This window comes from Microcystis sp. LE19-41.2A (assembly GCF_027530405.1).
GTDB classification, from domain to species: Bacteria; Cyanobacteriota; Cyanobacteriia; order Cyanobacteriales; family Microcystaceae; genus Microcystis; species Microcystis aeruginosa.
Genome location: NZ_JAPZQJ010000669.1, coordinates 1 through 14,748, shown reverse-complemented (window position 1 = coordinate 14,748; position 14,748 = coordinate 1). Strand labels below are relative to the sequence as shown.

The following is a 14,748-nucleotide window of genomic DNA, read 5'->3' as shown; positions in this document are numbered from 1 at the left end:
GGGTTGATTCATGAATCAACCCTACTATGAATCAACCCTAGTACTAAGGGGGGATCGAAGCTAAAATCCATTTTTAATTTAATTAGGGTCTGCTGAAAAAGTTTTTCCTGGGGGTAGGAGTCAGTAGCCGGTCGTCAGGAGACGGTCGTTTCAGGCTTTGTTGCCCTTGTTTTTTGTACCAAGCGATGTACTATAAGAAGGATAATGCAAGGTTTTTGAACGTCCCAATCCTATTTTCTTGCACTAACATCGGACTTTAACAGGTCAAAAGCTTTATTTTAAAAGGGTTTTACCATTATTCAGCAAACCCTAATTATGCAAGAACTCTAATCAAGAAAAATCTCCTGGGTTGCTCAAAAATGCTGGGACAGAAATATTTTCTGCCCCATAGAATGAGATGAGCAAACGCTTAAAAATTACCGTGATTTTGGATGGCACTTTCTAATTTTGCCACCACTTCCTCGACGCTAATTACCCCTAAATCGCCCGTGGCACGGGTGCGAATACTTAAACTATTACTTTCCATTTCTTTTGCCCCCACCACTGCCATCACGGGGATTTTTGCGGTTTCAGCATTGCGAATCATTTTACCCAAACGTTCGCCACTGGTATCGGTTTCGGCGCGAATTCCTAACAATTGCATTTTCGCTGTCACCTCTTTAGCGTAATCCAATTGAGTATCACTAACCGGTAATAATCGTATCTGGACAGGGGCTAACCAAAGAGGAAAATCCCCCGCGTATTCTTCGATTAAAATACCGATTAAACGTTCCAAAGAACCAAAAGGTGCGCGATGAATCATCACCGGACGTTTACGATTACCATCTTCAGCAACATATTCTAGTTCAAAACGTTCGGGTAAATTATAATCTACCTGTACCGTTCCTAACTGCCATTCTCTTTCGAGGGCATCTTGGAAAATAAAGTCTAATTTTGGACCATAAAAAGCCGCTTCTCCGGGGGCTTCAAAATAATCCATCCCCAAAGTTTGCACCGCTTTTCTAATCGCTGATTGTGCCTTTTCCCAAGCTTCATCGGAACCGATATACTTATCCGATTCGGGGTCACGAAAACTCAATCGCGCCTTAAAATTCTTTAATTGTAAACTCTTAAACACCGTCAAAATTAAATCAACAACGCTTAAAAATTCCTTGTCTAATTGTTCGGGAGTGACAAACAAATGGGAATCATCCACGGTAAAACCGCGAACTCTAGTTAACCCCCCCAATTCTCCCGATTGTTCGTAACGATAAACTGTACCGAATTCTGCCAAACGCATCGGCAATTCCCGATAGGATCTCAAATCACTTTTATAGATTTGAATATGAAAAGGACAGTTCATCGGTTTGAGGACAAATCCTATTTCTTTACCAGCAGATTCCTCATCGTCTGCCATCATGGGAAACATATCTTCTTTGTACTTTTGCCAGTGACCGGAAATTTTAAACAAATCCACGCGAGCAATATGGGGAGTAACTACGGGTAAATAACCGCGTTTTAACTGTTCTTTTTTGAGAAAATCTTCTAACAAAGAACGAATTAAAGTTCCTTTGGGGGTCCATAAAGGCAACCCCGGCCCGACAGAATCAGAGAAAATAAATAAACCTAATTCTTTGCCTAATTTGCGATGGTCTCGTTTCAGTGCTTCTTCCTTGCGGCGCTTGTATTCGGCTAATTGTTGGGGATTTTCCCAAGCTGTGCCGTAAATGCGCTGTAATTGGGCTTTATTCTCATCCCCACGCCAATAAGCACCCGCTACCGTCTCTAATTCGATCGCTTTTGGGTCTAGTTCGCTTGTATTATCTAGGTGCGGACCGGCGCACAAATCCCACCAAGCGTCACCAAGATGATAAAGGGTGATGGGTTCTTGAATTCCCGCCAGAATTTCCAGCTTATAGACCTCATTAATCGCTTTAATGCGCTTTTCCGCTTCTTCCCGAGAAACTTGCTCGCGAATCACCGGCAGTTTTTTATTGATAATTTTGACCATCTCTTTTTTGATGTCCTTGAGATCCTTATCGGTAAAAGGTTCCGGCACATCAAAATCGTAGTAAAATCCGGTTTCAGTCCAAGGTCCGATAGTAACTTGGGCTTTTGGGAATAATTTTTGCACCGCCATGGCCATCACATGGGAGGTGGTGTGACGAATGCGCTTGAGGTGGTCGGATTCGCTGGTTTTCGGTAGTTTAATCGGGGCTTGGTTATCCATGTCTCTATACTATGCCGTCTCTATCTATCTTACTGTCCGGGTGCCTGGTCTGTCTCGAACAGACCAGGTGGTCACCCCAAGCGAGAGATAGCGGTTAGCCCATTACCTAGATTTTACAAGGCATTGGGAAACCTATAGCCGCTTCGAGCGATAAAGGACTCTACATTCCGAAGGGCGAATAAATCCCCGTTGTGTTGGGATAATCGATCGATGTCTACAGAATACATGGTTTTATTGGCTCCTAATTTAAAAATTTGAAACCCTCGATCAAGCAGGAATTGAAAATTTTCTCGAACACTATACTGATAATGCTCCGTATTGGCGGGGAGCGATTCAAACATCACCACCTGGCTATTTTGAATCGTTTTTTCCGCTCCTTGAAATACCCATTTTTCATATCCTTCTACATCGATCTTGAGAAGAGCGATCGGTACATCGGGAATTACCCGATCTAAAGGCTGTTTTTCAACTGCGATCCCTTGCTCCGATAGGTGAACCCTACTGCGATCATCCGATTTATTCAAGGCAAAATAAATCGTACCACTACTATCTCCCACGGCTAAATTATAAATTTTGATATTGGTGAACTGATTCAATGTCTGATTATCTTTAATAAATTCACAGAGTATTGGATTAGCCTCAAAAGAGAACACTTCTCCCTCCGCTCCTACTAATGTGGAAGCTCTTAGGGAGAGCGTACCGATATTCGCTCCTACATCTATTACCCGATCGCCCAGTTTTAAATAATCTTCCAAAAACCTCTCTTCCCATCGCATACGACCGGGATCGACCCACAATTGAGCGCTGATGCCCGAAGGATTAAATCGAATTTTATAGCCGTTTCTCTGAACGGTAAATAACTTACATAAACCGGTTCTCATCAAAATTCTAGACAGCAAAAAACGAACGGGGTACTTTTGCTCGGATAGGGTTTTTATTAAAGACATGGCTTGAATAGTAGGTCTCCTAGCTTATAGATTAATTTGTGCTTCTTCGTCACCTGGTATGGTTCGATCGGGTGGCATAAATCGACTAAATTCTTATCTGGCAAGAGACTTAATTGATTAGTTGGTTCTAGATCAAAAACAATTGACAGAAATCGGTAAATGTCTTTCTCTCTAAGGGTTTTATCCCTTATGAACCCGTCCACTGCATAAAAGGAACCGAAGAACCGAATTTGTATAGCTTTTTCCGACCAAGAATAAGCCTACACGCTTCCTCCTCGAAAATACCATAACCACTTACTCGATGTCAAAATATCTATCCACATCGATAGATGACAGAGAGAGACCGAATCGAAAGCCCTGTTCTTTCTCGGGAGCGAACTTACAAAAATCTCCCCGATTCGCTTCGGGGGAAAAAAATTAATCTACCGTCGGTAAAAGGTTCCGGCACATCAAAATCATAGTAAAATCCAGTTTCAGTCCAAGGCCCGATAGTAACTTGGGCTTTCGGGAATAATTTTTGCACCGCCATGGCCATCACATGGGAGGTGGTGTGACGAATGCGCTTGAGGTGGTCGGATTCGCTGGTTTTCGGTAGTTTAATCGGGGCTTGGTTATCCATGTCTTTTGAATTTACACCTTCTCTATTCTCTATTTTAATGGTAAAAGGAGTCTTTAGTCAGGAAAAAAATCAAGATAGATATCAATGCCATTTCCCCCCATCTCTAACCTCTAAACCCTCATCTCTATTTCCCGATGAAAAAACTAATTTTATCCTGTTTATTTTTGGGATTGGTTGCTTGTAATGATGCGGTTAATACCACCGATAACCAAAAACCTAAGGTAATCTCCACTAGCACAATTATCGCCGATTTAACCGCACGAGTAGGCGGTGAAGAAATTGACCATCAAGACATTTTAAAACCAGGGGATGATCCCCACGTTTATGAACCAGTTCCCGCCGATAGTGTGGCTTTAGAAAAAGCCGATTTAATTCTCTATAACGGTTATAATCTCGAACCGGGGTTAATTAAAATGATCGATTCTACGGCAGTTAAAGCGAAAAAAGTGGCTGTGGGAGAAGCCATTACACCTTTACAACTGGAAAAAGAGGGGCAGAAAGTACCCGATCCCCATGTTTGGGGTTCGGCAAAAAATGGCATAATCATGGTGAAAAAAATCCGAGATCAATTGATTGAATTAAGTCCCGAAGATAAAGAGATTTTTACTGAAAATGCCGCCCAATTAATCAGGGAATTAGAAAATCTTGATCGCTGGATTACTGCGGCTATTAAAACTATCCCCCCTTCCCAAAGGCAATTAGTCACCACTCATGACGCTTTTCAATACTATGCTCATGCCTATGGTTTAAAAGTTGCAGGAACTTTAATTGGCATTAGTACCGAAGAACAACCTAGCGCCCAAACGGTGAAAAATTTAGCCGATGCTATTAAAAATCTCCAGGTTCCTGCTATCTTTGCCGAGACCACTATTAATCCCGCTTTAATTACCACTGTAGCCGCAGAAGCGGGGGTGAAATTAGCACCACAACAATTATATTCTGATTCGATCGGTGCGGTGGGTACTGGGGGGGATAGTTATGTAAAAATGCTCAGGGAAAATACTCGCTCGATCGTGGAATCTTTAGGGGGAAAAGTACCTCAAGAAGGTCAATAGACCTCTTGTAAAAATCAAAAAATTGTCCTTAGAGTCAGGAGTTAGGAAGGCAGAAATACCGACAATCAGCAATTATCGGTGACTTTTAGATGATGACAAATGGATCAGCAGCTGCCTGTAAGCATCCCACCGAAAAGCTAATGCGCGGGGGGTTTGGGGGCGGCGCCACGACCCCAACGGGGGGTTTGGGGGGTAGAACCCCCCAAAGGCTTGGATTGAGTGATAAAATCAGAAGTAATGTCCGATTTTAAAAGAGAGTTTCCCCTTAAAAATCCCAACTTGCTAGATTTGCAAAAATGAGATGCGCCCCATACTGCTCACTTAAAACTCAAATCTGATAACTGTTAACTTACCCACTGATAACTGATAACTGATAACTGTTATAAAGCACCGGCTGCCGTGCGATCGAGTATTCCCGATCCTAGATGAGAGGTAATATTAATTGCTTGCAGGACCGGTTGAGAGTCAACTCCTTTGGGATAATCGATAACACTAACCGCGCCATTTCCCTGTTTAATATTCCAGAAATTGGCGGGTTTTAAACCCAATAAATAACAAAGAATCACCTTATTAATGGCATCGTGGGCCACTACCATAATTGTCTTAGGACTATCGCTATTACTATAGGTTTTAACGATTTGCCGCCAACAAGCGATCGCTCGATCCCAAACTTCCTGTAAATTCTCCCCTTCCGGCATTTGTACGGTTTCCGGGGCATTTTTCCAGTCTTCTAACATCCCGGGGAAACTCGCTTCAATTTCCTCCTCTAATTTGCCTTCCCAAAGTCCGTGACAGATTTCCGTCAGATCCCCTTGGGTATCTAAGGTGACATCGGGGTGATATTGCAGGATAATTTGGGCAGTTTCCTTGGGACGGGACAAAGGACTGGTGACAGCGTGATCGATCGCCGTTTCTCGCAGAAATTCGGCGGCTTTCTCAGCTTGGGCTTTGCCATTATCATTGAGAGGAATATCGCGCACACCTTGAAAACGTTTATCCCGATTCCATTGGGTTTCTCCGTGACGCACAAGCAGCAGCCTGGAACCTTGGAAAGGAGGACGCGGTGGGGGTAAAGCTATCCCTAAGTGTGCTGTTTGATTGAGGGATTCCACCTGGACAGGATCACCAAAATCACCCGTAAAATTGAGAACATTAACGCAACAGTTAGATTGTTGCAGGGAATGGTATAAGGAAACTGGAATACCGATGGCACTGAGGATTAAACAGCGATTAATGCCGTTATGGGCAACAATGAGGATAGTTTTGCCCTCGTGTTGGGGAATAATTTCTCGCCAAAAATCCTGCGCTTGTTGATAGAGGGAGAGAACGGGATAATGTTCTTGACCATCGGGCAGTATCATCTTAAATTGGTGAGGTTTTTGGTGCCAATCCCGATATTCTTGGGGGTATTGAGCTTTTACCTCCTCTTTGACCATATTTTCCCAGATAGGCAGATCGATTTCTAGTAACTGCGAAGTGGGTTGAATGACGGGAGAGTTATTTAAACGAGACTGAATCACCTCAGCAGTAGATTTGGCTCTTTGGAGAGGACTACAGTAAAAAGCGGCGATATCGATTTGACTGAGGGCATTTCCTACTTTTTCCGCGTCCAGATGGCCTTTTTCTGTCAAAACCGAGCCATCACTGCGACCTTGTATTTTCTGCTCTGCGTTATAACTGCTTTGTCCATGACGAACAATAATCACACGAGTAGCCAAGCGGTTCAGTCTCCTTAACTAAAAGTCTCAATATCAGATTACAGGCGATCGGGATCGGAGTACAAATCAGTGATCAGTGATCAGTAATCAGCAATTATTATAGTTTATTTGTACTATAATATCGCCTACAGTTTCAAGGCAGCACAGCATATCAAAACTTCCTGATATAACAATCTCTTTGGGATCAAGGGTTTGGCGGTTTTATCAAGAAATCATGACAAGGTACTTGGTCAAAATCGGAATCTTGCTGTTTAATAGGTATTTATAACAAGCGATTCCCTTGATCCCCATCGAGTGGATCTCTCGTTCACAAAGCAATCGATGAGTAGTTAGAAGGATTACCCAGATCACTGCTTTTGCAAATGCCCAAAAACATTTGCCGTCGTAACTAATCGGAGAGCGTCAACTCATGGTTCCAGAATACCCCCCCTTAGATGAGATGACCTTGCGGCAACTACGACGAGTTGCCAGTCAATACAGCATCTCTCGTTACAGTCGGATGCGGAAAACGCAGTTAATCGAGTCAATTACCCAAGCTATGGGAGTAAGCGGCAATTTTAAATCTATTATTAAAGAGGAAAAACCAGTGGAAGCAGCAAAATTTGAATTAGGTCAAGCTAACCCGATCGAAGATATCCTAGGTTCAGTGGATGATGGTTTAGGAGATCTGCCCGGGGGCTACGGTGAAAATCGCATCACCCTCCTACCTCGCGATCCTCAGTGGGCCTATGCTTACTGGGATATCCCCAACGAATCAAAAGAAGATCTCCGTCGTCAAGGGGGACAACAGTTAGCCCTGCGTCTTTATGATGTCACCGATATCGATCTCAATAGCCAAGGCGCGCATAGCGTCCAAGAATATCTCTGTGATGAATTAGCCCGGGAATGGTATTTACCGATTCCGGTCAGCGATCGAGATTATGTTATCGATATCGGTTATCGTTGTGCCGATGGTCGTTGGTTAGTTTTGGCCCGTTCTCCTTTAGTGCGGATTCCTCCCGTCTATCCTTCCGACTGGATTGAAGATATTTTTGTCACCGTTAACTGGGAAGAAGAACTGGTGGGTAAAACTGTTTACGAACTCGTTCCCCCCAGCAAACGCTACGGCAGCAGCGCCGGAACCACGGGAAGCCCTATCTACGACCAAATTTTCGAGAGTGTCGGCGATATCGAGGCCCTACGGGTGGCCGGTTCCTTGTTTGGTTCCATGCAGCACGTCGCTGGTTCCGTACCGATGTCGGAAGTGATCAGTTCTTATGTATTCCCCTCTGGGGTTGGTATGTGGGCAGTTCCCACGGTATCGGGACTAACTGCTTCCGGTATAGGCATAACTGCTTCCGGTATCGGTATGGGTGCTTCGGAAACCCTACAACGTCCGCGCAAATTCTGGTTAGTTGCCGATGCCGAATTAATCGTCTATGGTGCTACGGAACCCGATGCCACCGTAACTATCGGTGGTCGTCCGATTAAACTCAATCCCGATGGCACTTTCCGCTATCAGATGTCCTTCCAAGATGGTTTAATCGATTATCCGATTATGGCCGTGGCCGCCGATGGTGAACAAAATCGTTCTATCCACATGAAATTTACCCGGGAAACCCCCTCTCGCAATACCAACACTAAAGATGAGGCGGTTCTAGAATGGTTATTCTAGATCGGGTTTTCTAACGTTACCAAAGCCAACCTAATTACTTCCCCCTAACTGAGATTTAGTTAGGGGATTTTTTTCGAGAAGTTAACGGCAAGCTACCGAGGGGGTTGCTTGCCGCTATCAACTTCTATTCCCAAATCTGACAGCTTAAATCGCCCGATTTTTGGGAAAGACGCAGATTTTCACCGTAATCGACGGGAACATCGATCACCGTAGGCACCTCTTGCCGGAAAGCCTCCTCTAGTGTCGGGATCAAATCCTGAGTAGATTCCACCCGATAGCCTTTTAATCCCATACTTTCGGCAAATTTAACAAAATCGGGATTACCAAACTTAATAAAAGAAGATGTCCCAAAATAGTTTAACTGCTTCCATTCGATTAAACCGTAACCGCCATCATTAAAGATGAGAGTGACGAAGGGAGTTCCCACCCGCAAAGCTGTCTCCAATTCCTGACAATTCATCATAAAACCGCCGTCCCCCGTCACCGCCACAATGCGCTTATTGGGATAAACTAACTTAGCGGCGATCGCACCAGGGATAGCAATACCCATAGCGGCGAAACCGTTAGAAATAATGCAAGTATTGGGACAATCGGAGTGATACTGGCGCGCCATCCACATTTTATGAGCGCCCACGTCACAAATAGCGATATCTTCCGGTCCCATCACCTGACGCAGATCGTAGATCAATTTTTGTGGCTTGATCGGAAAACCCGTATCATTGGCATAGGTTTCGTAATCGGCCCGAATTTCCGTCTTTAATCCCGCGGTGACAGGAGTTGGTTTATTCTGGCGATCGGCCCGTTTGAGGATATCGATGAGAGAATCGGTGATATCACCCACCACTTCCACCACCGGGGCATAACTGCTGTCAATTTCCGCCGGAGTCATGCCGATGTGAATAATCGGTAATTTACCGTCTGGATTCCATTTTTTCGGGGAATACTCGATTAAATCGTAACCAACAGCGATAATTAAATCACTGCGCTCGAAGGCACAACTAATCAAATCCCGTTGCTGTAATCCTACCGCCCAAAGAGCCAGAGGATGGGTATAGGGAATCACCCCCTTACCCATAAAAGTGTTAGCCACAGGGATATTCAAGGCCGTGGCGAATTCCGTTAAAGCCTCACTAGCATTAGCGCGAATTGCCCCATTTCCCGCCAAAATCAAGGGATTTTTCGCTTTAGAAATCACCGCCGCCGCCATGTTCAAAGTCCGATAGGAAGCGTAAACTTTTTCCTGACTATCGAGGGGCAAGGGATGACCATCGGCAGCCATAGCGGCGATATTTTCGGGAAGATCAATATGAACTGCCCCCGGTTTCTCACTTTGGGCGGTTTTAAAGGCTCTCCGTACCACTTCTGGGGTGATACCCGGCCGCACGATTTGTTTATTCCATTTCGTCACCGGGGCGAACATGGCCACTAGATCCAGGTATTGATGGGATTCAATGTGCATCCGATCGGTTCCCACCTGGCCGGTGATGGCCACTAAGGGCGCCCCATCGAGGTTAGCATCGGCTACCCCTGTCATCAGGTTAGTCGCCCCCGGTCCTAAAGTGGAGAGACAAACCCCCGCTTTTCCCGTCAAGCGTCCATAGACATCGGCCATAAAAGCCGCGCCCTGTTCGTGACGGGTGGTGATAAATTTGATCGAGGAGTTTTTCAGGGCTTCCAAAACATCGAGGTTTTCTTCCCCGGGTAGCCCAAAAATATACTCGACCCCTTCATTCTCTAGACATTTAACTAGAAGTTCGGCTGTGTTTAATTCCCCCATAGTTCCCTCCTGTAGAGCTTACTTCATCAGTAAAGTCTCTAGAGATAGTTCATCCCGGCGGATTGAGGTTGTTGCGCTCAACTCGTCGGGATGATATCAGTAGACTATATGTACCAATGTAGCTGACTAAAATTTTGTTTAAGTCTATCCATATACCATTGTGACTTAGATCTTGACCCTTGGCAGATTATTTATTAGCACAATTGGGGAGAATTTTTTTTAGGCCGTTAATTCTTCGGCGGCGTGGGCTAGTTGGGCGGCGACTTTGGCTAGATAGGGACGACTTAACCACCAGATAAAGGGGGACAGCCAACCCCGCAGAGTGACAGAATAGGAAATATAACTACCACAGAGGGTTGATTCCACTTGGTAGGTCATTTTCTGTTCCATGCCGGGGATAGCGAGAACTCTGAGGCTGAGGAGTTCACCGGGGCGAACATTTTCCACGAAAACCCGGACAGGAATGGGAGTCAGACGGGTGACAGCTTGATAGATTAACCCCGGTTTAGCGATTAAACCCAAGGGAACATCAGCCTTGGCGATCAAAGGATGCCAAGAGACATCGGCCACATTGATTAATTTTTGCCAGAGGACATCGACGGGGGCGGTACTGACCACCCGATAGGTTTTGTAGAGTGAAAACTTACAGAATAGTCTGCCTTTGGCCGCTACAATCCTTAAGGAAAAATTGAGAATCACCGATTGCCTCCCGCAAAAATAATCTAGGGAATCTTCTATTTTGACATACCCCACGTCCGTTTACGGACGTGGATTCTTCTCGCATCACTGCTGTGAATTTCTGGCTCAACGAGTCCACTTGAATTAGATTCCTGGCGAAATCCCACCTAGAGGTGGTTCTCTCCTCAGACTTTCGCGACCTTACAGAAGCCTGTTTTCGGGGTCCCCTACGATACAGTTCCAAACCTCTAAAATACTTGGTTTCTCTGGTACTTGGTGCTGAGAATTTTTACCTATAGGAGCATTCCCCTAGAGAACCCCATAACTCTAGTTTTCAAGGTGCGTTCATCGGTTGATGACTGGGTTTTTTAAGCGGTTGCTTACCCGGCCCCCTATTCTTAATATCATACATCCTATAAAGTCGCCCTCAAAGGGCGAGGCTTTCAACCCAATTTTTCGGTAAAAAATAAATGGCTTTCCGGCAGTGTGCGCTTTTGATAATTTTCAATTATATGAATAGATTGATAAAGCTTGTTCTCAAGCCGCTAAAAGCCTATCAGTTCTTTGTGTGATCAGTTTAACTTACTATAGAAGCGATCAATCTTTGTGTCCTCTGTGTCTGGAGTGGTTCCTTCTACTCCCTCGCCAGCAGGACTGTATCTTAGAATACATTTTACCCACCAAACCTAAGATAGCCCGGTTCTTCGGTTTGTGTTATGCGATGGATGGGGTTACAAGGGATGAAAACCCTCTATAGAGTTGGCTGAATAAATCTAATTTTTTCGATAAAAGCGGCAGGGTTAAAACCAGCAAGAGTGGCTGTGCCAAGGGTAGCACCTAAAAGATAAAGAAATTGACGGCGATCGAGAGACATATTCTCAGAGCAGATGTTCCGATGATCAATTATCCTATCGATCGGTGCCTTGGCAGACAAAAGTTTTTAAGTACCTAGGCAAAATTAATTACACATATCTAACCCCGCTCTTGCCTCTTGCCTCTTGCCTCTTGCCTCTTGCCTATCTTCACTAGGAAATTAATTTTGCACGACTACTTATTTTTACCTGTCCGCCATTAAAATGTCAAATCTTTTGAGTAATTGCCGGGGAATTAAAAAAAAATTGTTTACTCAAATTAAGAGTTAAATTTGGAAGGTTTCTAGAGCGCGTTTTTCCTCAAGTTGGAATGGAAAACATCCCATCCCCACACTTGTCAATTTATCGTTTTTGTTTGAATTGAGAACCGATGCCTAAAAGTCCTAAACCCAATAATCCTAAAATTGCCGAAGGTTCGGGAACCGGTGTAGCACTGGGAGTGACATTGATGTTATCAAACTGATGAAACGGAGATGCCTGAATCCATTCAACAGATACTAAATTAGTGAAGCTAGAATTAAAGGTAAAAGTTTCTAGGGTACTAAGAATTGCATCGGTAGTAAAAGCTTGGCTAACGGTACTAGAATCGGCCTTTGTTCCTGTAAAATTGACAGTCACACTATCATCACCATTGGCGCTAGTTAGTTGAATAGAATTTAAGTCAAATAAGCCTCCGCCATTTTGGGTTAATCTGGTGATTCCATCAACTGTATCATTCAATAAGGCGGTAGAACCAGGGTAACGAGATGCCTGAGTGCCAAAAAATTTAAAGGGATTAGGAGTAGACAGGTTATCTAGGGTAAAACCGTCTTCGGTATAGGTAAAACCGACACCATTAACGTTTTGGTTATTTTGTTCTAAGCTTTGAAAATCGATAATTACAGCTTGGGCGGCTTGGAAAGGGGTTAGGATGGCTAGAGTTGCCCCCGCTACCAATAAGCAAGGCTTACCCCCCCCCCGCATTTTTGATTACTTTTGTTAATGTTTTGTCCATGGAAAACTCTTCACTTGGTAAGTTTCCTTCGATTATATAATTGTATTTTTCAAAAGACTGGTACTGCCTGCTACAAATAAGTAATGCTTACCCCCCCCGCATTTTTAATTATTTTTGTTAATGTTTTGCCCATGGAAACCTCTTCTTTGGTAGGGTTTCTTCGATTGTATAATTGTCTTTGCCTCTCTTGGATATTGGGTGAAAAATGTTCACAATGTCACATTATGGGCGCAAGCGTTGCGCTCCCACATTACACAATCACCTCAAATACTTTTTCAGCAAGCCTTTATTACCATAAACGATAAAAACTTTTCAACAAATGCGGCGGAATTTTTAGATAATAACCAATAATAACTAATTGATTAACTAAGGTAGTTTTGCCAACTCCTAATTTTTGCCAACGTCTTGCTGAGGTAATTACCGCAGCAGCAACTATGGCTATTTTACCCCTTTTTTTCAATCTTTGTATTAATTCAAAATCTTCCATAATTGGCAACTCAGGAAAACCACCCAAATCGGCAAAGATTGAGGCTCTTAAAAATATTCCTTGATCTCCGTAGGGAAGGGAAAGCCAGCGAGAACGCCAATTAACTAATTTTTCCACTAAACGCAGGGTTTTTTCCTCTCCATCAATTTTTAATTTAAAGGCCCCCGCTACTATCCCAGATTGGGATAAAGTATCGATAATTTGTTCTTGAAATTCATGGGGAAGTAAAGTATCTCCGTGTAGAAATAACAAAATATCTCCTTTGGCTATTTTGGCTCCTAAATTCATCTGAAATCCACGACCTTTTCTGGGTGAAATAATTACTTTTCCTCCCAATTGTTCGGCTATTTCTCTGGTTTTATCGGTACTGCCCCCATCGACAACAATAATTTCTACCCCCGCACCTATCTGTTTTAACGTTGCTGCAATTCTTAACTCCTCATTGAGAGTCGGAATGATAATACTAAGATAATTCATCAGGTTTTGTGGTAACTAAAGTCAGAGGATTTAGGGGCGACCATCGGGTAAATTTTCCTACAGATACCGAGGGATTGACTGGGATTTTTAATAACTGTTTTTTCGGTAGAAAAGTTAAACATTGCTGCCAGTTCTTCAGAGTGGCTAAAGCTGGAGTCAAAAGTCGATACCAAATTAGGTTACACTTCATCTTTATGGAAAGCGAAACTCTGTTCTAAGATAGGTGGGACAATGCCGAATATTAAAGGAGACGATGGTGCGCTCAAAACCATCTTCAGCAATAGTAAAATTATCGCAGTGGTCGGGCATTCCGAGAAATCGAGCCGCGCCAGCTATCAGGTGGCCAAATTCCTGCAAGCGGTGGGTTATCGAGTCTATCCTGTCAATCCTATGGTCAAGCAAATTGACGGTCAAAGCTGCTATCCTTCTCTAGAGGCTATCCCTGAACCTGTGGATATTGTTAACGTTTTTCGTCATCGAAAATTTTGGGTCTGAAACCCCGTCGTTCTACGACGGCTTTACTGTTAAATATGAGCATCGTTTACGAAATATATGCTAAAATGTGAGGTATGGAAAAAGCCTATTCTTACCGATTTTACCCCACACCAGAACAAGAGTCGCTATTGCGGCGCACTTTGGGATGTGTAAGATTGGTTTACAATAAAGCTCTCCAGGAACGAACACAAGCTTGGTATGAAAGACAAGAAAGAGTAGGCTACGCTCAAACTTCTTCAATGCTAACCGATTGGAAAAAGCAAGAAGAATTAAACTTTCTCAATGAAGTAAGCTGTGTACCCTTACAACAAGAGTTAAGACACCTACAAACAGCTTTTACTAACTTCTTTGCTGGTCGTACTAAGTATCCTAACTTTAAGAAAAAACATCAAGGAGGAAGTGCCGAATTTACCAAATCTGCTTTTAAATTTAAAGACAGACAAATCTATTTAGCTAAATGCACAGAACCTTTACCTATTCGATGGTCAAGACACATCCCAGAAAGCTGTGAACCAAGCACAGTAACAGTCAGATTACATCCCTCAGGACGCTGGCATATCTCAATTAGATTTGATGACCCAACGATTAAGCCATTACCAGTAACAGATAAAGCCATCGGAATTGACTTAGGAATTAGTAGCCTCGTGATTACCAGCGATGGTGACAAAGTATCTAATCCTAAGCATTTTAACAAGCATTATCGGAGACTGCGAAAGGCCCAAAAAAGCCTTTCTAGAAAACAGAAAGGGTCAAAAAATCGGGAAAA

12 protein-coding genes and 2 pseudogenes are annotated in these 14,748 nt (G+C 43.6%); 4 read left to right on the top strand and 10 right to left on the bottom strand.

Annotated elements, in window-relative coordinates; translation table 11 throughout:
• Positions 1-409: 409 nt before the first annotated feature.
• The 3 genes and pseudogenes from thrS to O9290_RS27550 form a co-directional block, all read right to left on the bottom strand.
• The gene (gene thrS / locus O9290_RS27565; RefSeq protein WP_012266106.1) at positions 410-2,209 is read right to left on the bottom strand and encodes a threonine--tRNA ligase; all 1,800 of its coding nucleotides are present in this window, start codon (positions 2,207-2,209) and stop codon (positions 410-412) included.
• A 113-nt stretch (positions 2,210-2,322) separates the two neighbouring features.
• Positions 2,323-3,156 (bottom strand): FkbM family methyltransferase, encoded by an 834-nt coding sequence (locus tag O9290_RS27560; protein ID WP_288055465.1) that lies wholly within the window; start codon positions 3,154-3,156, stop codon positions 2,323-2,325.
• A gap of 427 nt (positions 3,157-3,583) precedes the next feature.
• Positions 3,584-3,775: pseudogene (locus O9290_RS27550) on the bottom strand (threonine--tRNA ligase); the annotation flags it as partial.
• Between the two features lie 134 nt (positions 3,776-3,909).
• Between O9290_RS27550 and O9290_RS27545 the strand changes: the two are divergent.
• Positions 3,910-4,830, top strand: a complete 921-nt coding sequence (locus tag O9290_RS27545; RefSeq protein ID WP_288055462.1) for a metal ABC transporter solute-binding protein, Zn/Mn family — start codon at positions 3,910-3,912, stop codon at positions 4,828-4,830.
• 380 nt (positions 4,831-5,210) lie between these two features.
• Here O9290_RS27545 and O9290_RS27540 read toward each other — a convergent pair whose 3' ends face one another.
• A complete protein-coding gene (locus O9290_RS27540; protein ID WP_002759887.1) occupies positions 5,211-6,548 on the bottom strand; it encodes a histidine phosphatase family protein in 1,338 nt (445 codons plus the stop codon).
• Between the two features lie 409 nt (positions 6,549-6,957).
• Between O9290_RS27540 and O9290_RS27535 the strand changes: the two genes are divergently transcribed.
• Complete coding sequence (locus O9290_RS27535; protein ID WP_002759885.1) at positions 6,958-8,202, top strand: DUF4912 domain-containing protein; 1,245 nt, start codon at positions 6,958-6,960, stop codon at positions 8,200-8,202.
• Positions 8,203-8,326: 124 nt separating this feature from the next.
• On the opposite strand, the gene O9290_RS27530 is transcribed toward O9290_RS27535, so the two are convergent.
• The 6 genes from O9290_RS27530 to O9290_RS27505 all read right to left on the bottom strand — a co-directional run bounded on the left by O9290_RS27530 (position 8,327) and on the right by O9290_RS27505 (position 13,677).
• Positions 8,327-9,979, bottom strand: coding sequence for an acetolactate synthase large subunit (locus tag O9290_RS27530; RefSeq protein ID WP_002759883.1), 1,653 nt, complete (start codon positions 9,977-9,979; stop codon positions 8,327-8,329).
• A gap of 219 nt (positions 9,980-10,198) precedes the next feature.
• Positions 10,199-10,678, bottom strand: coding sequence for a hypothetical protein (locus tag O9290_RS27525; protein ID WP_061431412.1), 480 nt, complete (start codon positions 10,676-10,678; stop codon positions 10,199-10,201).
• Positions 10,679-11,408: 730 nt separating this feature from the next.
• Positions 11,409-11,591 (bottom strand): twin-arginine translocation signal domain-containing protein, encoded by a 183-nt coding sequence (locus O9290_RS27520; RefSeq protein WP_288087742.1) that lies wholly within the window; start codon positions 11,589-11,591, stop codon positions 11,409-11,411.
• A 280-nt stretch (positions 11,592-11,871) separates the two neighbouring features.
• Entirely contained in the window at positions 11,872-12,492 is a 621-nt protein-coding gene (locus O9290_RS27515; RefSeq protein WP_288055023.1) for a PEP-CTERM sorting domain-containing protein, read from the bottom strand.
• A gap of 320 nt (positions 12,493-12,812) precedes the next feature.
• Positions 12,813-13,487 (bottom strand): TIGR04283 family arsenosugar biosynthesis glycosyltransferase, encoded by a 675-nt coding sequence (locus O9290_RS27510; protein WP_288055021.1) that lies wholly within the window; start codon positions 13,485-13,487, stop codon positions 12,813-12,815.
• Positions 13,474-13,677, bottom strand: coding sequence for a hypothetical protein (locus O9290_RS27505; RefSeq protein ID WP_288055020.1), 204 nt, complete (start codon positions 13,675-13,677; stop codon positions 13,474-13,476). Before O9290_RS27505 ends, O9290_RS27510 begins: the two co-directional genes overlap by 14 nt.
• A gap of 41 nt (positions 13,678-13,718) precedes the next feature.
• Between O9290_RS27505 and O9290_RS27500 the strand changes: the two are divergent.
• Both O9290_RS27500 and O9290_RS27495 read left to right on the top strand, forming a co-directional pair.
• Positions 13,719-13,964, top strand: a pseudogene (locus O9290_RS27500) (CoA-binding protein); the annotation flags it as partial.
• Positions 13,965-14,056: 92 nt separating this feature from the next.
• A partial coding sequence (locus O9290_RS27495) for an RNA-guided endonuclease InsQ/TnpB family protein (protein ID WP_288087740.1) occupies positions 14,057-14,748 on the top strand: 692 nt, incomplete at its 3' end.